This window comes from Rhizobium sp. CECT 9324 (genome assembly GCF_918741265.1).
In the GTDB taxonomy this organism is placed as follows: domain Bacteria; phylum Pseudomonadota; class Alphaproteobacteria; order Rhizobiales; family Rhizobiaceae; genus Allorhizobium.
In genome coordinates this window covers 302,830-324,480 of the sequence record NZ_CAKKMZ010000001.1, presented here as the reverse complement: position 1 = coordinate 324,480, position 21,651 = coordinate 302,830, and the positions used below count along the sequence as shown (strand labels likewise).

Here is a 21,651-nt window from a genome sequence, read left to right as displayed (position 1 = left end):
CCCGGCGCGGAACGCGCCAGCAAGGCTCAGAGCATCTGGATGGCAACCGTTTCCTTGGCGGCAACGACAAGCTTGTTGCGCAGCGGAAGGCCGAATTGCGGAGCGTCGATCTCGAATACATCGCCTTCCCGCGTGACGAAGCCGTCAGCGACGGAGAGCGTTGCCGTGCCGTACATATGCACATGCAGGTCGCCCGGCTGGCAGAACAGCGCATACTTGAAATGGTGATATTCCAGGTTCGCGATCGTGTGGGACATATTGGCTTCCCCAGAGAGGAAAGGCTTTTCCCACACAGTCTTGCCGTCGCGCAGGATGCGGGACATGCCTTCGACATGGTCGGGCAGGGCGCCGACCAGAAGCTCCGGGCTGAACGACGCAGGCCGCAGCTTGGAATGGGCAAGATAGAGGTAGTTGATCTTTTCCGTCACATGGTCGGAAAACTCGTTGGCGACGGAAAAGCCCAGCCGGTACGCGACGCCATCGTCGCCGATGATGTAGAAACCGGCCATTTCCGGTTCTTCGCCGCCATCCAGAGCAAACGACGGCGAAATTAGGTCATCGCCATGGGCGACCGCATTGAAGCCGTTGCCCTTGTAGAACCATTCCGGCTGAACGCCGTTTTCGCCGGGCGCGGGCTTGCCGCCCTCGATGCCCATGCGGAACATCTTCATCGAATCGCTCATGCCGACCGTGTCGGCATGCATGCTGTCGCGCGCCGAAGCGGATCCAGTGTGGGTGAGGCCGGTACCGGTGAGGTACATATGGGCCGCATCCGGATGGCGCACCGGACAATCCAGCTTGCCAGCCGCGGCGAGCGCGACGATGTCCACGGCATCGCCGAGGCCCTGACGCTCGATCAGCGCTGCGACGGATACCTTGGCGGCGATGGCGGCCTTGGCGAGTTCATAGGTGGACTGAAAGCCATGAACCAGGCGTGCAGCGTCACCCTGGCGGCAAATGACGCCGCCAGTCTTCAATTGCGAGAGAAACATAGCCTTATCCTCAGACTGCTTTGTTCTTGTTGTAGACGTCGAAATACACGGCTGCGAGAAGCACGAGGCCTTTGACCAGCTGCTGGTAGTCGATGCCGAGACCCATGATCGACATGCCGTTGTTCATCACACCCATGATCAAGGCGCCGATGACCGCGCCGGTGATCTTGCCGACACCGCCCGACGCCGATGCACCGCCGATAAAGCAGGCCGCGATGACGTCGAGTTCGAAGCCGACACCGGCCTTCGGCGTTGCCGAGTTCAGGCGGGCCGCGATGATCATGCCGGCAAGCGCTGCCAGCACGCCCATGTTGACGAAGGTGTAGAACGTCAGCCGTTCGGTGTTGATACCGGAGAGCTTGGCCGCCTTTTCATTGCCGCCGAGCGCGAAGATGCGACGGCCGACAGTCGAGCGGGTGGTGATGAAGGTATAGAGCGCGATCAGCACGGCCATGATGACCAGCACGTTCGGCAGACCCTTGTAGGTCGCCAGCTGGTAGCCGAGGAAAATCGCGACAATCGAGATGACGGCGATCTGCAGGAAGAAGAACACGAAAGGTTCGTTTTCCGAGCCATGCTGAGCGTTGATCTTGCGCGAACGGAAGCCGTTGTAGACCATCCAGGCAACGGCCAGCAGGATGACGACGAGGGCGGTCCAGTTCTTGATCACGTCGGTTGCCGGATCGCTTGCCAGGAACCACAGAACGTCCGGGATGAAGCCGGTCGAAAGGATCTGGAAGTCCTTCGGGAACGGGCCGATCGGGCGGTTCTGCAGGACCAGATAGGTAACGCCGCGGAAAACCAGCATGCCGGCCAGCGTGACGATGAAGGCGGGGATCTTCTGATAGGCGACCCAGTAGCCCTGGGCCGCTCCGATCATGCCGCCGAGAACCAGACACAACGGTATGACGATGGCGAAATGGATGCCCATCTTGACCAGCAGGATCGCCGAGAGCGCGCCGACAAGCGCCACGATCGAGCCGACCGACAGGTCGATATGACCCGCCACGATGATCAGCAGCATGCCCAGCGCCATGATGACGATGAACGAGTTCTGCAGGATCAGGTTGGTGATGTTGACCGGACGCAGAAGAACGCCGCCTGTGACCACCTGGAAGAACAGCATGATGACGACAAGCGCCAAGAGCAGGCCGTATTCACGGATGTTCTTGCGCAGATAGTCGCCAACGGAAACTTTGGGGGTTTCTGTGTTTGTGTCGATAGCCATTAGTGTTTCTCCCCAGAGCGCATGATGGCACGCATGATGGACTCCTGACTTGCCTCTTCCTTCGAAAGCTCGGCAACGATGCGTCCCTCGTTCATCACATAGATGCGGTCGCAGGTGCCGAGCAGCTCGGGCATTTCCGATGAGATCATCAGGATACCCTTACCTTCGGCGGCAAGCTGGTTGATGATGGTGTAGATTTCGAATTTCGCGCCAACGTCGATACCGCGGGTCGGTTCATCGAGGATCAGGACCTCGGGGTTGGTGAACAACCACTTCGACAGAACGACCTTCTGCTGATTGCCGCCCGACAGGTTGACGGCTTCCTGATAGATCGAATGCGACCGGATACGCAGCTTCTGGCGATAGTCGGACGCAACCTTGGCTTCCTGGCGTTCGTCGATGACGCCCGCGGACGACACGGCGTTGAGGTTGGCAAGCGTCGTGTTGTCCTTGATGTTGTTGTTCAACACCAGGCCAAGATGCTTGCGGTCTTCGGTGACGTAAGCGAGGCCGGCCTCGATCGCCTTCGGGATCGTGCTGACATCGACCGGCTTGCCATGCATCGAGACGTCGCCGGTGATCTTGTGGCCCCAGGCCTTGCCGAAAATGCTCATGGCCGTTTCGGTACGACCTGCACCCATCAGGCCCGCGATGCCGACGACTTCGCCGGCACGCACGGTGAAGTTGACGTCGTGCAGGAACTGGCGGTCGCGATGGTTCTGGTGGAAAACGTTCCAGTTCTTCACCTCAAGCAGCGTGTTGCCGATATTGGGCGTGCGCGGCGGGTAGCGATCTTCCATGTCGCGACCGACCATGCCCTTGATGATCCGGTCTTCACCGATATCCTGGGTATGACAGTCCAGCGTTTCGACAGTGCCACCGTCGCGCAGGATGGTGATCTGGTCGGCAACCTTGCGGATCTCGTTGAGCTTGTGCGAAATGATGATCGAGGTCATGCCCTGCTTGCGGAATTCCATCAGCAGGGTGAGCAGGGCGTCCGAATCGGTTTCATTGAGCGATGCGGTCGGCTCGTCGAGAATAAGAAGGCGCACCTTCTTCGACAGCGCCTTGGCGATTTCCACCAGCTGCTGCTTGCCGACGCCGATATCGGTGATGCGCGTGCTCGGCGAATCCTTCAGCCCGACCTTTTCCAGCAGCGTCTTGGTACGCGCGAAGGTCTCGGGCCATTTGATCACGCCATTGGTGGCGACTTCATTGCCGAGGAAGATGTTTTCGGCAATCGACAGGAGCGGCACGAGCGCCAGTTCCTGGTGGATGATGATGATTCCGAGATGCTCACTGTCGGAGATCGTGGAAAAGCGGCGGACCTCTCCATCAAAATGGATGTCGCCGTCGTAGGTTCCTGCGGGATAGACGCCGCTGAGCACCTTCATGAGCGTGGACTTGCCGGCGCCGTTTTCGCCGACCAGCGCGTGGATTTCTCCCTCGCGCACCTTGAAACTGACGTTGTTCAGCGCCTTGACGCCCGGAAACGTCTTGGTGATGCCACGCATCTCGAGAATGATGTTGTCCATGTGCAGATTCCAGCGCGTGCTCGATGACGATTACGTCAGGTCGGCGGCGCAAGCTCCCTCAATGCGAAAGAAAAAGGGTCCGCGACGTTGTCGCGGACCCGCATGTATCCGAACGATCAGTTGTCGATCTGCTCAGCAGTGTAGTAACCGGAGGTGACCATGACATCCTTGATGTTGGCCTTGTCAACGGCAACCGGCTTCAGCAGGTAGGACGGAACAACCTTGACGCCATTGTTGTAGGTTTTGGTGTCGTTCACTTCCGGCTCCTTGCCACCCATGATGGCATCAACCATCGAGACGGTGACCTTGGCCAGTTCGCGAGTGTCCTTGAAGACGGTCGAATACTGTTCGCCAGCGAGGATCGACTTGACCGAAGGCAGCTCGGCGTCCTGACCGGTGACAACCGGCATCGGCATGTCGCCAGAACCGTAGCCAACGCCCTTCAGAGCCGAGATGATGCCGATGGAGAGACCATCGTAAGGCGACAGAACGCCGTCAACCTTGGCATCGGTGTAGGTCGAGGACAGCAGGTTTTCCATGCGAGCCTGGGCGACGGTGCCGTCCCAACGCAGGGTACCGACCTGGTCCATGCCCATCTGGCCGGACTTCACGACGATCTTACCGGAGTCGATCAGCGGCTGCAGAACCGACATTGCGCCATCGTAGAAGAAGAAGGCGTTGTTGTCGTCCGGCGAACCGCCGAACAGCTCAACGTTCTTGGCTTCGGTTGCAGCGTCAAGCTTCAGGCCTTCGACGAGCGAAGTAGCCTGCAGAACGCCAACCTGGAAGTTGTCGAAGGTTGCGTAATAGTCGACATTGCCGGAGTCGCGGATCAGGCGGTCATAGGCGATAACCTTGACGCCAGCATCAGCGGCCTTCTGGAGAATGTCCGACAGCGTGGTGCCGTCGATGGCGCCGATGACGAGAACCTTGGCACCCTTGGTGACCATGTTTTCGATCTGAGCCAGCTGGTTCGGGATATCGTCGTCAGCAAACTGCAGGTCTGCCGTGTAGCCGGCTTCCTTGAACAGCTTTTCCATGGTCTCGCCGTCGGAAATCCAACGGGTCGAGGTCTTGGTAGGCATCGAAATGCCGACGGTGCCCTTGTCCTGTGCAAAAACAACAGGTGCAAAAGATGCGATGCCGATTGCGACAGACGCAATCAGAGTGCCTAATTTCTTCACGGTAAACCTCCCTGGTCATACAATGCGGGACCAAGTCCTCCTGGTCACGCCGAAATCGTGAACGGGCGACCACCGTAGCGGACCCCAGCTCCGCCGCGAGTCTTATCGTGTGCTACATATCGATCAAATGATTATTTTGACTTTCTGCATATCGTGGTTGATATGTAGTTTATGTCTGAAACACGTATTGATCGTTTGCAGCCCAAACATTTGAGCCTGATCCGCTCGATCACAGAGCTCGGCCAGCTCAGTCTGGCGGCGCAGGCACTTGCGCTGACGCAGCCTGCCGCATCGCGGATGTTGAGCGAAATCGAACGCGATGTCGGTTCTGCCATCTTCACCCGCACGCCAAAGGGCATGGAGCCAACGGCGGTCGGCAGCGCGCTCGCGCGCCGGGCCCAGAATGTGCTTGAAGAGATGCGCGAGGCGGCGCGTGAGATCGATGCCATCCAGCGCGGGCTGATTGGGAAGGTTCGGGTTGGTGCCGTGACCGGGGGTGCGGTTGGCTACGTTGTCCCGGCGATACAGATCCTCAAGGGAGAAGCAGAGACGGCGGATCTCTATGTCGACGTGGCCTCGAGCGGCGAACTGATCCGCGATCTTTTGTCCGGTCAGTACGACTTTGTCCTCGGGCGCATTCCCAGCGGCATCGATTCGCGGCAGTTCAATCTCGAGGGCGGCATGATGGAAGAGGTGGAGCTCGTGGTCCACCAAAGTCATCCGCTGGTCAATGTCGATCGTCTGGCAATTGCCGACATGGCGCATTTTCCCTGGGTCATGCAAGCGCCGGGCACGCCTTTGCGTCAGGCTGTCGAGGGTGTTTTTATCGAGCAAGGTGCCCCTATCCCGTCCAATATCGTCAATACGACCTCGCTTCTGGTCATGATCGCGATGCTGGCGGCGTCCAATGCAATCGCGCCGATGTCGCGCGAAGTCTCCGACCTGCTCTGTCGCCAGACGGCAGCCGCGGGCCTATGTTCGCTGAAGCTGGAAGTACCGATCGTGGTCATGCCCTATCACCTGATCACCGTGGCCGGTAAGCGCCTGTCGCCGATTGCGGCACGCCTGCGCGACCTGCTGCTCAGCGAATTCAGCGCTCGCGGGAAGATGCGTGGCCTATGACTGCGCATCGGCCATATTCCGCAAAGCCTGAAGAGCTTGCAATTTCGTCCATGTCAGGCACACTGTCATGCATCCGTCATGAATGAAAGCTTCGAGGAGCATTGATGACCGACCAGCCGGAAGGGCAGCGCCAGGAGACCGACGGCGCGGATCAAAGGCTCGCAAGCGTCGTGGATTTGGGGACGTATCGTCAAGCACTCGACCCTCTGCCCGTAACCTTCCACAGGCGCGAACTCGACGCCATCCTCTGGATCTATGGCCGTATGGTCGGCGAGGGTGATTGGCGCGACTACGCGATCGATCACCTGAGGGACAAGGCGGTCTTCTCGGTGTTCAAAAGGTCCGGGGAATATCCGCTCTATCGGATCGAGAAGAATCCCAAGCTCGCTGCCAAGCAGGGTGCATTTTCAGTGATCGGTGCCGATGGCCGCATTTTGAAGCGCGGCCATGAACTGAAGGCGGTTCTGAAAGTGTTCGACAAGGGTCTGAAATCGATCGATTGAGTTCCCGCTCACTTTGCCCAACCGAGCGGCCCGCCTAGAAAGGCTTCTCGAAGATCTTGCTATGGGATGATGCCGGGGTAAGCGTTGAGATCGGGAGCGGTGGTATTTCCATCGCCCAGCGAGCGTTGCATAAAAACGGTATCCAGCCAGTTGCCATGCTTGAAGCCCGTGGCGGTCAGACGGCCGACCTGTTCAAAGCCGCAACTCAGGTGCACGGCAATCGACGCGGTACTGGCGCCGCCAATGACGCCGACCATCTGGCGGAACCCCAGCGACGTACAGCGAAGGACCAGTTCATTGAGAAGGGCCTTGCCGATCCCCATGCCGCGCGCCTCCGGCGCGAGATAGATTGAATCCTCGACGAGCCAACGATAGGCGGGTCTGGTGCGGAAAGCCGATGCATAGGCATAGCCCAGCACGGTCGCATCTGGCGACACCGCCGCGATATAGGGATAGCCCTTGTCGATGATTGCCTGGAAGCGCTGGTTCATTTCGGCCGCGTCCGGGGCGGTGAGCTCATAGCTTGCGCCGCCGTGATTTACCGCTTCGCCATAGATGGTGGTAATCGCAGCAATATCGGCCAGGTTCGCATCCCGGATGTCGATATCCATGCACGAAGCTCCTTTAGTCTGGCTTCTTTTTCCATGGCATCAAACGCGTCGCAAGATCTCACTTGTCACAGTGACAGGACGCAGACCGCAAAATGGAAGGACCCGGCGAATGAAGCCGGGTCCCTCGTGATCGAAGCATCTGTCGATGCGGAGACGGTCACACCATCAGGCGTGGATATCGTTGTCCTTGGTTTCCTTCAGGAAGAACATGCCGATCACCAAGGTGATGCCGGCAATGACGATCGGGTACCAGAGACCGTAGTAGATATCGCCAGCGGCCGCGCTCATGGCAAAGGCCGTTGCCGGGAGAAGGCCGCCAAACCAGCCGTTGCCGATATGGTAGGGCAGCGACATGCCGGTGTAGCGAATGCGGGTTGGGAACATCTCGACGAGCATGGCAGCGATCGGGCCGTAGACCATGGTCACGTAGATCACCAGGACCGTCAGGATGGCGATAACCCGCGTCCAGTTCACAGCGGCCGGGTCGGCGACCATGGTGAATGCACCAGCGTTCGGAACCGTGAATACAGCCATTTCAGGAGCGGCGGCTGCCTCTTCGGCCGTCAGCAACTTCTGAGTGGCGAGATCGGCTGCCGGTAGCATGACCTTTTCGCCGCCGCGGATGGCCGTGGCATCAAGGGCAAGTTCCGGATTGGCAGCTACGAACGCATCAAGCTTGCTGTCCGGAACCTTGGCGGGTGCGCGAACCAGCGGATAACCGTTGGCCTGCAGAGCCAGGTTGACCGCTTTCTGCATGCCGGCTTCCAGGCCCTTTGCCTTGTCACCGGCGGCAATCGCGTCGAAACCTTCGATCGTCTTGTCGCCAATCTGGATGGTCGCGATCGAGCCGGCCGGGCCAGGAACCACGTCATAGGGAACGGAGTTGCGGGTCAGGAAGGCCGTTGCGATATCGCAGGACGTGGTGAACTTCGCCGTGCCGGTCGGGTTGAACTGGAACGTGCAGTTCGCCGGATCGGCCGTGACCGTGGCACGAATTGTATCCTGCGCCTGAGCCAGGGCAGGGTTGCCGGCCCAGGTGAGTGCCTTGAACAGCGGGAAATAGGTGAGCATGGCAAGTATGAGGCCGGCCATGATGATTGGCTTGCGGCCGATTTTGTCGGAGAGCCAGCCGAATACGACGAAGAACATCGTGCCGATGGCAAGCGAGATCGCGACCATGATGTTGGTCGCCTGCGCGTCGACCTTCAGAACGTTCTGCAGGAAGAACAGCGCGTAGAACTGACCCGTGTACCAGACGACGGCCTGGCCGGCGACGGCGCCGAACAGGGCGAGCAGTGCGACCTTGGCATTTTTCCACTGGCCGAAAGCCTCTGAAATCGGCGCCTTCGACTGGGTGCCTTCCGCCTTCATCTTCTGGAACGCAGGCGATTCATTCATCTGCATGCGGATCCAGACAGACACGCCAAGCAGAATCGCCGAAAGCAGGAACGGAATGCGCCAGCCCCAGGCAGCGAAGTCTTCCTTGCCGAGCAGCATCTGGATTCCGAGAATGATCATCAGCGACAGGAAGAGACCGAGCGTTGCCGTGGTCTGGATCCAGGATGTGTAGAAGCCGCGACGGCCATGCGGCGCGTGTTCGGCCACATAGGTTGCAGCACCGCCGTATTCACCGCCAAGAGCCAGGCCCTGCAGCATGCGCAGGATGATCAGGATGATCGGGGCAGCGATGCCGATCGAGGCAGAGCCGGGCAAGATACCGACCAGGAAGGTCGATGCGCCCATGATCAGGATGGTGACGAGGAAGGTGTATTTGCGGCCGACGAGGTCGCCAAGACGACCGAAGACCAGCGCGCCGAATGGACGCACAAGAAAGCCCGCTGCGAAGGCGAGCAAGGTGAAGATATTGCGTGTGGTTTCCGGGTACTGCGAGAAGAAGGTGGCGCCGATATAGAGCGCCAGAGAACCGTAAAGATAGAAATCATACCATTCAAAAACAGTGCCGAGCGACGAGGCGAAGATGACCTTTCGCTCCTCGGCAGTCATGCTACGAGACGCACCGGTCTCGATTGCAACATTTGCCATTGTAGTTCCTCCAACCAAAAAGGGCCCCCCTGCACCGCCGGCCCAAGTCTCCTCCGGGTCGAATTGTCGCGGTAACGGGTTGTTTACAGACTGGCAGAAATCGCGGCAGAACAAGAGAGATGCTTTGGGCTTATGACTTTAGTCTAAAGCGGGCCGCCAAGGTGTGGCCCGGTCCCGTGATCGCGGCGCATCTCCCGCCACCAAATGCCTTTTCGACGCTTAGGCAGGCTGGTTGGCTTGACTCCTTTGTAAAACCTTGTAATGCCTCGGCCAGAAGAGGATTCTGGATCATGCCTTCCGGGCTGCATTTCATTGCGGACTCCATCAGCCTACGGCTTCCGGCCGCAGGTGGCGCATCCTTGTCCCTTTCTTCCACGACAATGGCCAAAACGACGACGAAAACCGTCTGACGTCTCCGGCCACCGCTCTCTCCCCGGCACGGCCGGGGATAAGGAAGGTGCGCGATCGCCGCGAACTTTCCTTCTCACCAGTTCCGCGGAGAGATAGAAAGAGAGCATTTAAATGGGTTTCAAGATCGCAATCGTAGGCGCTACCGGCAATGTCGGACGCGAAATGCTGAACATTCTCTCCGAGCGCGGCTTTCCGGTTTCGGAAGTCGTGGCCTTGGCGTCGGCCCGGTCCCAGGGCACAGAAGTGTCGTTTGGCGACTCGACGTTGAAGGTCCAGAACCTTGAGAACTATGACTTCTCCGACACCGATATCTGCCTGATGTCGGCCGGCGGGACGATATCGCAGAAGTGGTCGCCGAAGATCGGCGCCAAGGGCTGCGTGGTGATCGACAACTCATCGGCATGGCGTTACGATTCCGAAGTGCCTCTCATCGTGCCGGAAGTGAACCCTGACGCGATCGTCGATTTCAAGAAGCGCAACATCATTGCCAACCCGAATTGCTCGACCGCCCAGCTGGTTGTCGCCCTGAAGCCGCTGCATGATTTTGCCAAGATCAAGCGCGTTGTCGTCTCGACCTACCAGTCGGTTTCCGGCGCCGGCAAGGAAGGTATGGACGAACTCTTCACTCAGACTCGCGCCGTCTTCGTGGCAGATACGATCGTCTCGAAGAAGTTCACCAAGCGTATAGCCTTCAACGTCATTCCGCATATCGATAGCTTCATGGAAGACGGCTACACGAAGGAAGAGTGGAAGGTTCTGGCAGAAACCAAGAAGATGCTCGATCCAAAGATCAAGGTGACCTGCACCGCCGTGCGCGTTCCGGTCTTCATCGGTCATTCGGAATCGGTCAACATCGAGTTCGAAAACGAAATCTCCGCCGACCAGGCACGGGATATCCTGCGCGAGGCGCCGGGTTGCCTTGTCATCGACAAGCATGAAGATGGCGGCTACATCACGCCTTACGAATGCGCCGGCGAGGACGCGACCTACATCTCCCGCATCCGCGAGGACGCGACCGTCGAGAACGGCCTGAACATCTGGGTTGTTTCCGACAACCTGCGCAAGGGCGCTGCCCTGAATGCGATCCAGATCGCCGAACTGCTGGTCAACCGCGGCCTGATCAAGCCGCGCAAGGAAGCCGCCTGATCCCAATCTCTGGCCGCCCGTCGGAATGCTCCGGCGGGCGGGCTGTCTTCATGCAAACGTGAAGGCTTTTTCAGGCCATGCTGCAGGGTAAACATGTTGCCGCGGGTGACAGGAAGACCTTTCGCTGGCATGGTGCACGCAAATCAATTCAGTAAATAACGAGGCTTTAATGCGACTGACCAAGTATCTGTCGGCAGCTCTTCTTACAGTGGCGGCCACTGTTTCGAGCGCTCATCTGGCAATGGCTGCTTCATGCGGCAATACATCGGCCGGATTTGACGAATGGAAGGGCGCATTCAAGGCACAGGCTGCGGCAGCGGGCATAGACCAGAGAACGCTCGATACCGCTTTTTCCGCCGTCAACTACAGCACGGGCACGATCCGCGCCGACCGCGGCCAGAAGAGCTTCAAGCTGAGCTTTGACCAGTTCATGCAGAAGCGCGGCGGCCAGACCATCATCAACCGCGGCAAAAGCATGAAAAAGAGCAATGCGGCGCTGTTTGCCAAGCTCGAGCAGCGCTACGGCGTCCCGGCTGGTCCGCTGATCGCGATCTGGGGCATGGAAACGGGCTTCGGTTCCTTCCTCGGCAAGGAGCACACGCTCTCGGCCGTGGCGACCCTTGCATTCGACTGCCGGCGCAGCGACTTCTTCACAGACCAACTCTATGCGGCGCTCGAACTGGTGCAGCGCGGGTCGCTGGATGTCAGCGCGCGGGGTGCCGCCCATGGCGAAATTGGCCAGACCCAGTTCCTGCCGCGCAATGTCGTGCGTTATGGCACTGACGGCGACGGTGACCGGCGCATCGACATGGTTCGCTCCAAGGCGGATGCCCTGGCATCGACCGCGAATTTCCTCAAAGGCCATGGTTGGCAGGCCGGCGCGGGCTATCAGCCCGGCGAGCCCAACTTCGCCGCGATCCAGGGCTGGAACGCCGCCACTGTCTATCAGCAGGCAATTGCCCATATCGGCGCCCGGATCGACGGGCAATAACATCCATACAAAAACCGGCGGTCGATCCAGACCGCCGGTTTTTTTCGAAACAGTTGCGAAAATATCTTGTCGCTTTGATGGGAACGTCTGTCAGCCAACTGGCACCGAATGCCCCCGAGAACGGCTCCCAGTCTCAAAGTCGCAGTAGCGAACGATTTAGCCGAGAATCGGGCCTTCGAGCCGCACAAAATCGCGGGTTTTCGGATCCATCACCCACAATTCGCCGTTGCTGATGTCGAACCAGCAGCCGTGAATGCGCAGTTTTCCGCTCTCTTCCATGCTTTTGACATAAGGGAAGGTACGCAGATTGGCGATGGAATTGCGGATCGAAATCCGCTCAAGCGCTGTCTGCCGCTCCGTCGGCGTCATGACCGAATTTCCCTGGATTTGCTCGGCCGCCGGCGCCACGAGGTTCATCCATTTGCCGATGAAATCACCGGGTGACAGGGGTTCGGCATTCGGATCGAGGGCTGCGCGGATGCCGCCACAGCGACCATGGCCCATCACGATGATGTCGCGAACCTGCAGGGCCTGGACGGCAAATTCCAGTGCAGCGGAGGTCGAGTGATACTGACCGTCCGGCTCGTAAGGCGGCACCATGTTGGCGACATTGCGAACGACGAAGAGTTCGCCCGGATCCGCATCGAAGATCATTTCCGGTGCAGCTCTGGAATCGCAACAGGCAACAACCAGCGTATGTGGCTTCTGCCCCTGTTCGGCGAGCACGCGGTAGCGTTCCCGCTGGTCGACATAGCGGCCACTCATGAAATTGTTGTAGCCGGTCAAAAGAGAAGGAGGAAAACTGCTCATAACCTACCGATTACAGCGCAAGACGGGCCAAGGCAACCACTCACCTTGCACTGCAGCGTAACGGTGCTGAAAAAAATCAGAGCGGTTTGCGCGGCCTCTGTGCCGGATGGAGCAGTCTGCGCATCTGCACCAGCGCCATCGGCGTCGACAGGCTGGCAGCGTCGCTGGCCAGCGCGAGCTCATCGGCGCCGCGCTTGGCGGTCCGCGCCAGGATCTCGAACACGCTTGCCGTTGCCAACTGCAAGGCTCTTTCCTCATCGCAGCCTTCCAACAACCGTGCCAGAAATACGGCGCCAAGCAGATCGCCAAGGCCATTGGGTGCGTTGTCGATCAACCGATGCTCGGCGAGCAGCGCATTGCGGCCGGTGAGCAGAAGATTGCCGGTGCCGCCGGTCATCATCGGCACCGCCGATGTCACCAACATGCGCGGCGGGCCGAGCGACAGTGCCGCCTCCATGATCGCGGTGTTGCTGTCGAGCGTGCTGCCGACCAACCATTGCAATTCGTAGCGATTGGGCGTTGCGACCGAGGCCAGCGGGATCAGGCGGTCGCGCACGGCCGCGGCCGTTTCTTCCGGAATGTAGAGACCGCCGAGATCGCCCATTACCGGGTCGCAGACATAGAGCAGATCGGGGTTTCTGGCTTTCGTCGCCTCGACAAGCCGGGCGACGGCGGCCGGTTGCGCCGGGCTGCCGAAATAGCCGGTGAGGATAGCCTTTACCTCACCCAGCCATGGTGCCCTGATCAAATCGTCTATTGCTTTTTCGAAGTCATCGTCGGCAAATCGCAGACGGGTTGAGGCACCATGGCCCGGATGCCAAGGCAGGACCACCGTCGGCAAAGCCCAGACCGGGTGCCCCAATGTCTCCAATGCGAATACCGCGGCACGATTGCCGACAGAGCCACGCACGACATGGCTGGAAATGACGATGACGGCGCTTGGTGAATTATCGGGCATGAGGCAATTCCGCATTAAAAATTGAGCTTAAAGCGCATTCTGATGTCAGTTTTATCAAAAAGTTGAAGAATTCCGGGTGGGGAATGCGTTTTTTGACAATTTCTCCTCCGAATTTGCATCATACATACTTCTGCAAAACAATTTCTCAATTATGCCGACAAAGCCGACCAAGAGGAGAGGGTACATGGCCAAGACGCGGACCACCAAGCGGGAACAGCAGCTGCGAGGTGCCGGCCAGATTGCCGAAGCGCTGGGCGATGCCTTTGTCACGCCGGCAACACTTTTCGGCCGTGCAAGCAATGACGATCTCGATCGTTATACCCCGGAAATGCTGGCCTTTTCTGCGGTTCGCGCGGCCTCCGATCTGGCCGCCTGGGACCGCAAGATGCCGTATGTCAGCGTCACCCCGATCGCAGAAGTCAGCCCGGACGGCATGCCTGTCAGCGTGCTGTCGATCGTCGACCACAACAAGCCGTTTCTCTACGATTCGGTGATGGCGGAAGTGACCAGCGTCTATCGCGATATCTACATGGCCGTTCACCCGATCCTCGCCATGGGGCCCAAGGGTGAGGTTTCCCTGGCCAATCCCGATACGGATCCGGAGACTGTCGTCAAAGTCAGCTATATCCAGCTGCATCTCGCGACGCTGACCGATGAACAGGTGAAGGGGTTGGTTCAGCGCCTGCAGCATGTCCTCAGTCAGGTGAAGATGGCGGCCACCGACTGGAAACCCATGCTGGGCCTGCTGGACAGCGCACTTTCGGAGTTGACGGACCTCGCACCCGGCCGGAAAAAAGCCGATCGCGACGAAGCTCTCGCCTTTCTGGTATGGCTGCGCGACGACAATTTCACCTTCCTTGGCATGCGGGAATATATCTATTCCGGCGAAGGCACCGATGCCACGGTCGAGCGCGGCAAGGGCAAGGGATTGGGCATTTTGTCCGACCCGGATGTCTTGGTCCTGCGCCAGGGCAAGAACCATGTCACCACCACCCCCGAAATCCTCGCCTTCCTGCAGGGGCCGGACTTCCTGATCGTCACCAAGGCAAATGTGAAATCGGTGGTGCACCGCCGCGCCTATATGGATTATGTCGGCATCAAGCGTTTCGGACCGGACGGCAAGGTCGTTGGCGAATTGCGGATCGTCGGTCTGTTCACGTCCACCGCCTATACGCGCTCGGCCAACCAGATCCCGCTGCTCCGCGCCAAGATCGAAAAGATCGTCGAACATTTCGACTTCGATCCGCAGAGCCATTCCGGCCGCATGTTGCAGAACACGCTGGAAAGCTATCCGCGCGATGACCTGTTCCAGATCGAACCCGAACTGCTGGCGAAATTCAGCGAGCAGATCAACGATCTCTCAGAGCGTCCGCGTGTGCGCGTCCTGCCGCGTATCGACCAGTTCGACCGTTTTGTCTCGCTGATCGTCTATGTCCCGCGCGAAGACTACAATTCCATGGTCCGCGAAAAGATCGGCATCTATTTTAAGACCGTCTATGACGGCCATGTCTCCGCCTACTACCCGGCCTTCCCCGAAGGTGGCGTGGCGCGTGTGCACATCATCATCGGCCGCTCTGAGGGCAAGACGCCGCGCATTCCACAGGCCAAGCTCGAGGATGCCGTCCGCGAGATCACCGCGCGCTGGAGCGACCGTTTCATCACGCTGGCCGGTGCCGACGCGCCGCAACTGGAGGTCAGCCAGGCTTTTCAGGAAGCCTTTGCCCCGGAAGAGGCGGTCGCCGATCTGAAACATATCGAGGCATGTCTCGCGGGCGCACCACTCTCCATCGCCTTCCATCAGGTCGCGGGTGCAGACGGCCCGCTGCTGTATCTGAAGATATTTCATTCCGGTCATCACCTTCCACTGTCGCGGCGCGTGCCGCTGCTGGAAAACCTCGGCTTCGGCGTCATCAGCGAGCGCACCTTCGACATCGGCATTGCCGGCACCAATCCGGAGGAAAAGCCCGACAAGCTGGTCGTCCTGCATGACATGGAACTTCAGGTTCTCGGTGGCGGCAATTTCGACATCCTCCGCCAGGGCGGGGAAATCGAGGAAGCCTTCATCGCAGCCTTTACCGGCACCGTCGACAATGATGCCTATAACCGCCTGGTCCTCAATGCCGGCCTGAATGCACGCGAGGCATCGGTGCTGCGCGCCTACGGCGCCTATCTGCGTCAGGCCGGGTTCGTCTTCTCGCAGGGCTACATTGCCGAAACGCTGAACAAATATGCCGCAATCGCAACCGATCTGGTTCGTCTTTTCCGCAACCGCCTCGATCCATCCTTGAACGAAAAAAGCCGCGCAAAGCGGTCGGCCGAGCTTCACCAGGCGCTGGAGACCAGCCTTGCGGCGGTCCCGAGCCTGGACGAGGATCGCATCCTGCGGCGCTACATCAACGCCATCGAGGCGACGCTCCGAACGAATTTCTTCCAGAAGGGCTATATCGACAGCGACCGGCCGATGCTGGCGTTCAAGTTTGACCCGCATCGGCTCGACGGACTGCCGGAACCGCGTCCGTTCCGGGAAATCTTCGTCTATGGCGTCGAGGTCGAAGGTGTTCACCTGCGCTTCGGCAAGGTTGCCCGCGGCGGCCTGCGCTGGTCGGACCGCGCCCAGGACTATCGCACCGAGGTGCTGGGCCTGGTCAAGGCCCAGCAGGTCAAGAATGCCGTGATCGTGCCGGTCGGTGCCAAGGGGGGCTTCTATCCCAAGCTTCTGCCGCAGCCTGGCAATCGCGAGGCCTGGCTTTCCGCTGGCACCGAAGCCTACAAGACCTATATCCGGACGCTGCTGTCGATCACCGACAACATTGTCGGCGGTGACATCGTGCCGCCGGCCGACACCCTGCGGCTGGATGAGGACGATCCCTATTTCGTCGTCGCAGCCGACAAGGGCACAGCGACATTTTCAGACACCGCAAACGGTCTGGCCCAGGCGGCAGGCTTCTGGCTCGACGATGCCTTTGCCTCAGGTGGTTCGGCTGGCTATGACCACAAGAAGATGGGCATCACCGCCCGCGGCGCCTGGGAAACGGTCAAGCGCCACTTCTGCGAGATCGATACGGACATCCAGACCACGCCCTTTACCGTGGCCGGCGTCGGCGACATGTCGGGCGACGTCTTCGGCAATGGCATGCTGCTCTCGGAAAAAATCCGCCTGATTGCCGCTTTCGATCATCGCGACATCTTCATCGATCCGGACCCGGACACGGCCCGTTCGTTTGCCGAGCGCAAGCGCATGTTCGCGCTGCCGCGCTCGAGCTGGCAGGATTATGATCGCAAGGCGCTCTCGCCTGGTGCGATGATCATCTCGCGGTCTGAGAAATCGGTAACGCTGACGCCGGAAGCGGCCGCAGCCATCGGGTTGGAAACCCGCACGGCATCGCCCTTTGATATCCTGACTGCAATCCTGAAGGCGCCTGTCGATCTCATGTGGTTCGGCGGTATCGGCACCTATATCAAGGCTGCCGGCGAGACCGATGCCGAGGTTGGCGACCGTGCCAATGACGCAATCCGTATCACCGCGACCGAAGTCCGCGCCAAGGTGATCGGCGAAGGTGCCAATCTCGGCGTGACTCAGAAGGGGCGCATCGCCTATGCACTGAACGGCGGTCGGGTGAATTCGGATGCGATCGACAATTCGGCTGGCGTCAACTCGTCCGACCTTGAGGTCAATATCAAGATCGCATTTGCACCGGCCATGGCCGAAAAGCGCCTTACCCGGGACAAGCGCAACAAGCTGCTGGTCGAGATGACCGACGAAGTCGCCGAACTGGTCTTGCGCAACAACTATCTGCAATCGCTTTCCATCTCGCTGGTGGAAGCAAAGAATGCCGGCAATCGCGAAGAGCTGAGCCGGCTCATGGATTATCTGGAAGGCCTCGGCAAGCTGAACCGCAAGGTCGAGACCCTGCCGGATGCGGCGTCTGTCGCCGAACGTTACGTCTCTGGAAAGACCCTGACGCGGCCGGAAATCGGGGTGCTGCTGTCTTATGCCAAGATCGTCCTGTTCGATCAGCTGATCCAGTCCGACCTGCCGGACGATCCGTATTGCCAGAGCGCCCTGTCGAACTATTTCCCGGCCGGCATGCGCAAGAGCTTTGCCGCCGATATCGCAGGTCATCGCCTTCGTCGCGAAATCATCGCAACGGTTCTGGCAAACCATGCGATCAACCGGGGCGGACCGGGCTTTGTCGTTGCCGTGGGTGATGCAACAGGTGCAGCACCCGATGCAGTCGTCAAAGCGGCTCTGGTCACGCGTGATGCCCTGAACCTTACGTCTCTTTGGGACAAGCTCGACAATCTGGACGCCAAACTCTCCGGCCAGACCCAGAATCGTCTCTACGGCATCGTCACCGAAGTCTATGTCGGTATCACACGCCTGTTGTTGGATACCGGGCTCGCAACCGGTCCAATCAGTGCTGCGGTGGCCCAGTTGAAAGCGGCGGTCAAATCGGCGGGAGCGGTCTTTTCCACATCCCTGCCGACGTTGCTGCGTCAGCATTTGGACGAGCAGGTCGCGGAGCTTATTTCGGCCGGCGCGCCGGAGGAGATTGCTCGCGAGGTCGTCAACCTTCAGACCATGCTGCTGCTTCCGGAAACCATGCAGATTGCCGACAGGACCAAGGCGAGCCTCGCCCGGGCGATGGATGGTTTCTTTGCCGTCTCGGAAGCATTCCGGATCGGACGCATCATCGGCAATGCCCGCAGGCTGCAGCCGACGGATCATTATGACAGCCTGGCGTTGACGAGAAGCATCGATCGCATCGGTGCGGCGCGGCGCGAGATCGTTTGTGCCGCTCTCACCGCGCACGACGATCAGAAGCAGCCGGTCGAGGCATGGCTTGCCAAGGACAAGCTGCGCATCGACCGGATCGGCAAGGAAATCGCGGCGCTGGTCGACAGCGGCGAGCCAAGCATCTCGAAAATGGCCGTGGCTGCCGGCCTGCTCGGTGATCTTGCACAAGATCCCGCAAGATGACAGTGTCCCGGCAACTCGCCGGGGATGACGCATGAACGGATCGGCCGTAACCGACACCAAGGAGACTGGACGCCTCAACCGAGGCGTCCTTAGCTGGATGTTCTTCGACTGGGCGGCACAGCCGTTTTTCACGGTCGTGACAACCTTCATCTTCGGCCCCTATTTCGTGGCCCGCATGACCAGTGACCCGGTGTCTGCCCAGGCGTCATGGAGCAATGCCGCGACCATCTCTGCCATTGTCATCGCAATCCTCTCGCCGATCCTCGGGTCGATCGCCGATGAATCGGGCGCACGAAAGCCCTGGATTGCCTTTTTTGCGGCGATCAAGATCGTTTGCCTCCTGGGTCTATGGCTTGCGGCGCCGGGGGCTCCCGTCGGCATGATCATGCTGTTGATGATCTTTGCCAGCATTGCCGCAGAATTCTCGATCGTCTTCAACGACTCGATGATGACCCGGCTTGTGAGCCAACGGGATGTCGGCCGCGTGTCGAATATCGCCTGGGGGCTCGGCTATCTCGGCGGTATGATCGTTCTGATCGCGATCGTTCTGCTGATTGCCGCAAACCCGACCACGGGGCTCACCCTGATAGGTATTCCCCCCTTGTTCGGGCTCGATGCTGCAGCCGGTGAAGATGCCCGCATTACCGGCCCGATCTCGGCCATCTGGTATCTTGTCTTCATCCTGCCGATGTTCCTCTTCACCCCGGATGCAGCCCGCGGAAAGCCGCTGCGCCAAGCCGTCGGCTCGGGCCTGAAGGAGATCCGCAAGACACTCTCCGAAGTCCGTCACCGGACCGCCATCCTGCGTTTTCTCGTGGCGCGGATGATCTACCAGGATGGGGTCAACGGACTGCTGATCCTTGGCGGCGTCTTCGCGGCTGCCATGTTCGGCTGGTCGACGATGGAAATGGGCGTTTACGGCATCATCCTGAATGTGGTTGCGATCTTCGGATGCCTGATTGCGGGCCGTATCGATCGGCTCATGGGGTCGAAGGTCGTGGTGCTGATCAGTCTTTGCATGCTGATCGCAGCAACGCTCGGCATCATTTCGACTGGACCGGACTTCACCCTCTTTGGACTTGTCAGCCTGCCGATTACCACCACGGAAGGTCTCTTCGCCACGCCGGCTGAAAAGGCCTATATTCTCTATGGATTGCTGATCGGCCTGTCCTTCGGACCTGTGCAGGCATCGTCGCGTTCGTATCTGGCTCGCAGTGTAAAGCCGCATGAAGCGGGCCGCTATTTTGGTATTTATGCCCTATCGGGACGGGCAACCAGCTTCATGGCAACCCTGTCCTTCTCGCTGCTCACCGCCTGGACGGGTTCGCCGCGGGTCGGAATGGCCAGCATGCTGGTCTTCCTGGTCGTTGGACTGGCGATTCTGTGGAAGACAGCCTATCCGGCCGGTGACGGCAACGGAGCCCAGCACACCTGAAGGTAAAGAAAAAGCCGGCATCGCTTCCGCTGCCGGCTTTTCAATCGCGGATCGTCGATGCTTAGTGGCGGAAGTGGCGCACGCCGGTGAAGACCATGGTCACACCGTGCTCGTCTGCCGCCGCAATCACTTCCTCGTCGCGCATCGAGCCGCCTGGCTGAATGACGGCCGTCGCACCGGCCGCAATCGCGGCCAGCAGACCATCGGCAAAGGGATAAAAGGCTTCAGAGGCGACGGCGGCACCCTTGGTCAGCGGCGTCGTCAGGCCAAGCGCCTTGGCGGCATCTTCCGCCTTTAGGGCCGCGATGCGGGCCGAGTCGACGCGGCTCATCTGACCGGCACCGATGCCGGCCGTCTGGCCGTTCTTGGCATAAATGACGGCATTGGACTTCACATGCTTGGCGATCTTGAAGGCGAATTTCATGTCTTCAAGCTCGGTTGCCGTCGGCGCACGCTTGGTGACCACCTTGAGGTCGAGATCCTCGACCAGAACATTGTCGCGGCTCTGCACCAGAAGGCCGCCGGAAACCGTCTTCGCCATCAGGCCGCGCGAACGTGGGTCGGGCAGCGCGCCGGTCGTCAGAAGCCGTAGATTGGGCTTTGCCGCGATGATCGCCTTGGCTTCATCCGTCACCGAGGGCGCGATGATGACTTCGGTGAACAGCTTGACGATTTCCTGCGCGGTCGCGGCATCCAGCGTCTGGTTGAGCGCGATGATGCCGCCGAAAGCCGATACGGAATCGCAGGCAAGCGCTCGGCTGTAGGCTTCGACCAGCGTCGCGCCGGTCGCCACGCCGCACGGGTTGGCATGTTTGATGATCGCGCAGGCCGGGCCGTTTTCCGGCGCGAACTCGGCAACGAGCTCGAATGCCGCATCGGTATCATTGATATTGTTGTAGGAGAGCTGCTTGCCCTGCAGAAGCGTCGCCGTGGCAACGCCCGGGCGGTTCTCGCCGGTTACATAGAACCCGGCGCTCTGGTGCGGGTTCTCGCCGTAGCGCATCTTTTCCTTCAGGGCGCCGCCAACCACACGGTAGGCCGGCATCTCGATTTCCAGGGCTTCGGCAAACCAGTTGGAGATCGCGGTATCATAGGCTGCAGTCCTGGCATAAGCCTTGGCCGCCAGACGCTGGCGAAGCGCGTACGTGGTCTGGCCGTCGTTCTGCGACAGGGCCTCGATCACGTCGCCATAGTCGGCAGCATCGGTCACCACCGTGACATAGGCATGGTTCTTCGCCGAAGCGCGGATCATGGCAGGTCCGCCGATATCGATATTCTCGACCGTTGTCGGATAGTCACCGCCGGCCGCGCGCACCTGTTCGAACGGATAGAGATTGATCACCGACAGATCGATTGACTCGATGCCATGCGCCTTCATCGCCTCGACATGCTCGGCGTCATCACGGATCGCCAGCAAACCGCCATGCACCAGCGGGTGCAGCGTCTTGACGCGGCCGTCCATGATTTCAGGAAAACCGGTGATCTCCGATACGTCCGTTACTGGCAGGCCGGCTGCCGCGAGCGCCTTGTGCGTGCCGCCTGTCGACAGCAGCCGAACGCCGCGCTGGTGCAGCGCCTGGGCGAATTCGACGATCCCTGTCTTGTCGGAAACCGAAAGCAAGGCGGTACGGACGCGGACGAGGTCCGGGGCGGGGATTTTCTTGGAAACGACGGCCATGGTTCAGCTCCGATCTGACGGGC

Annotated in this window: 15 protein-coding genes; 6 read left to right on the top strand and 9 right to left on the bottom strand. The window is 59.8% G+C overall.

What is annotated here, in order from left to right:
• Window positions 1-26: 26 nt before the first annotated feature.
• The 4 genes from araD1 to chvE form a co-directional block, all read right to left on the bottom strand.
• Entirely contained in the window at window positions 27-992 is a 966-nt protein-coding gene (araD1, locus tag LQ231_RS01485; RefSeq protein ID WP_113142811.1) for an AraD1 family protein, read from the bottom strand.
• A 10-nt stretch (window positions 993-1,002) separates the two neighbouring features.
• Complete coding sequence (gene mmsB, locus LQ231_RS01480) at window positions 1,003-2,220, bottom strand: multiple monosaccharide ABC transporter permease (RefSeq protein WP_113142810.1); 1,218 nt, start codon at window positions 2,218-2,220, stop codon at window positions 1,003-1,005.
• The gene (mmsA, locus tag LQ231_RS01475) at window positions 2,220-3,755 is read right to left on the bottom strand and encodes a multiple monosaccharide ABC transporter ATP-binding protein (RefSeq protein WP_113142809.1); all 1,536 of its coding nucleotides are present in this window, start codon (window positions 3,753-3,755) and stop codon (window positions 2,220-2,222) included. The genes mmsB and mmsA overlap by 1 nt, the downstream gene beginning before the upstream one ends.
• A gap of 116 nt (window positions 3,756-3,871) precedes the next feature.
• Entirely contained in the window at window positions 3,872-4,939 is a 1,068-nt protein-coding gene (gene chvE, locus LQ231_RS01470; RefSeq protein ID WP_113142808.1) for a multiple monosaccharide ABC transporter substrate-binding protein, read from the bottom strand.
• Between the two features lie 171 nt (window positions 4,940-5,110).
• Between chvE and LQ231_RS01465 the strand changes: the two genes are divergently transcribed.
• On the top strand, window positions 5,111-6,061 hold the full coding sequence (locus LQ231_RS01465; RefSeq protein WP_230170007.1) for a LysR family transcriptional regulator: 951 nt from the start codon (window positions 5,111-5,113) through the stop codon (window positions 6,059-6,061).
• Between the two features lie 104 nt (window positions 6,062-6,165).
• Complete coding sequence (locus tag LQ231_RS01460) at window positions 6,166-6,564, top strand: DUF2794 domain-containing protein (protein WP_113142806.1); 399 nt, start codon at window positions 6,166-6,168, stop codon at window positions 6,562-6,564.
• A gap of 59 nt (window positions 6,565-6,623) precedes the next feature.
• Here the strand turns inward: LQ231_RS01460 and LQ231_RS01455 are convergent, their stop codons facing one another.
• Complete coding sequence (locus tag LQ231_RS01455; RefSeq protein ID WP_230170006.1) at window positions 6,624-7,175, bottom strand: GNAT family N-acetyltransferase; 552 nt, start codon at window positions 7,173-7,175, stop codon at window positions 6,624-6,626.
• A 165-nt stretch (window positions 7,176-7,340) separates the two neighbouring features.
• Entirely contained in the window at window positions 7,341-9,218 is a 1,878-nt protein-coding gene (locus tag LQ231_RS01450) for an MFS transporter (protein ID WP_230170005.1), read from the bottom strand.
• 522 nt (window positions 9,219-9,740) lie between these two features.
• Between LQ231_RS01450 and LQ231_RS01445 the strand changes: the two genes are divergently transcribed.
• Together LQ231_RS01445 and LQ231_RS01440 are read left to right on the top strand one after the other, a co-directional pair.
• Window positions 9,741-10,775, top strand: a complete 1,035-nt coding sequence (locus tag LQ231_RS01445; RefSeq protein WP_230170004.1) for an aspartate-semialdehyde dehydrogenase — start codon at window positions 9,741-9,743, stop codon at window positions 10,773-10,775.
• Between the two features lie 169 nt (window positions 10,776-10,944).
• On the top strand, window positions 10,945-11,766 hold the full coding sequence (locus LQ231_RS01440; protein ID WP_113142802.1) for a lytic transglycosylase domain-containing protein: 822 nt from the start codon (window positions 10,945-10,947) through the stop codon (window positions 11,764-11,766).
• 156 nt (window positions 11,767-11,922) lie between these two features.
• Here the strand turns inward: LQ231_RS01440 and LQ231_RS01435 are convergent, their stop codons facing one another.
• Both LQ231_RS01435 and pdxY read right to left on the bottom strand, forming a co-directional pair.
• On the bottom strand, window positions 11,923-12,576 hold the full coding sequence (locus LQ231_RS01435; protein WP_113142801.1) for a carbonic anhydrase: 654 nt from the start codon (window positions 12,574-12,576) through the stop codon (window positions 11,923-11,925).
• Window positions 12,577-12,652: 76 nt separating this feature from the next.
• The gene (pdxY, locus tag LQ231_RS01430) at window positions 12,653-13,534 is read right to left on the bottom strand and encodes a pyridoxal kinase PdxY (protein ID WP_113142800.1); all 882 of its coding nucleotides are present in this window, start codon (window positions 13,532-13,534) and stop codon (window positions 12,653-12,655) included.
• Between the two features lie 184 nt (window positions 13,535-13,718).
• On the opposite strand from pdxY, the gene LQ231_RS01425 reads away from it, so the two are divergent.
• Both LQ231_RS01425 and LQ231_RS01420 read left to right on the top strand, forming a co-directional pair.
• Window positions 13,719-18,515, top strand: coding sequence for an NAD-glutamate dehydrogenase (locus LQ231_RS01425; RefSeq protein ID WP_230170003.1), 4,797 nt, complete (start codon window positions 13,719-13,721; stop codon window positions 18,513-18,515).
• Between the two features lie 31 nt (window positions 18,516-18,546).
• Window positions 18,547-19,950, top strand: a complete 1,404-nt coding sequence (locus LQ231_RS01420) for an MFS transporter (RefSeq protein ID WP_230170002.1) — start codon at window positions 18,547-18,549, stop codon at window positions 19,948-19,950.
• A 61-nt stretch (window positions 19,951-20,011) separates the two neighbouring features.
• Here LQ231_RS01420 and purH read toward each other — a convergent pair whose 3' ends face one another.
• The gene (purH, locus tag LQ231_RS01415) at window positions 20,012-21,628 is read right to left on the bottom strand and encodes a bifunctional phosphoribosylaminoimidazolecarboxamide formyltransferase/IMP cyclohydrolase (RefSeq protein ID WP_230170001.1); all 1,617 of its coding nucleotides are present in this window, start codon (window positions 21,626-21,628) and stop codon (window positions 20,012-20,014) included.
• Between the last annotated feature and the right edge of the window lie 23 nt (window positions 21,629-21,651).

Excerpts from the sequence above, each read along its gene's own strand:
- LQ231_RS01440 (WP_113142802.1), top strand. The coding sequence starts at position 10,945 with ATGCGACTGACCAAGTATCTGTCGGCAGCTCTTCTTACAGTGGCGGCC.
- purH (WP_230170001.1), bottom strand. The coding sequence starts at position 21,628 with ATGGCCGTCGTTTCCAAGAAAATCCCCGCCCCGGACCTCGTCCGCGTC.
- LQ231_RS01450 (WP_230170005.1), bottom strand. The coding sequence starts at position 9,218 with ATGGCAAATGTTGCAATCGAGACCGGTGCGTCTCGTAGCATGACTGCC.
- araD1 (WP_113142811.1), bottom strand. The coding sequence starts at position 992 with ATGTTTCTCTCGCAATTGAAGACTGGCGGCGTCATTTGCCGCCAGGGT.
- LQ231_RS01445 (WP_230170004.1), top strand. The coding sequence starts at position 9,741 with ATGGGTTTCAAGATCGCAATCGTAGGCGCTACCGGCAATGTCGGACGC.
- mmsB (WP_113142810.1), bottom strand. The coding sequence starts at position 2,220 with ATGGCTATCGACACAAACACAGAAACCCCCAAAGTTTCCGTTGGCGAC.
- LQ231_RS01465 (WP_230170007.1), top strand. The coding sequence starts at position 5,111 with ATGTCTGAAACACGTATTGATCGTTTGCAGCCCAAACATTTGAGCCTG.
- pdxY (WP_113142800.1), bottom strand. The coding sequence starts at position 13,534 with ATGCCCGATAATTCACCAAGCGCCGTCATCGTCATTTCCAGCCATGTC.
- mmsA (WP_113142809.1), bottom strand. The coding sequence starts at position 3,755 with ATGGACAACATCATTCTCGAGATGCGTGGCATCACCAAGACGTTTCCG.
- LQ231_RS01455 (WP_230170006.1), bottom strand. The coding sequence starts at position 7,175 with ATGGATATCGACATCCGGGATGCGAACCTGGCCGATATTGCTGCGATT.
- LQ231_RS01460 (WP_113142806.1), top strand. The coding sequence starts at position 6,166 with ATGACCGACCAGCCGGAAGGGCAGCGCCAGGAGACCGACGGCGCGGAT.
- LQ231_RS01435 (WP_113142801.1), bottom strand. The coding sequence starts at position 12,576 with ATGAGCAGTTTTCCTCCTTCTCTTTTGACCGGCTACAACAATTTCATG.
- LQ231_RS01425 (WP_230170003.1), top strand. The coding sequence starts at position 13,719 with ATGGCCAAGACGCGGACCACCAAGCGGGAACAGCAGCTGCGAGGTGCC.
- LQ231_RS01420 (WP_230170002.1), top strand. The coding sequence starts at position 18,547 with ATGAACGGATCGGCCGTAACCGACACCAAGGAGACTGGACGCCTCAAC.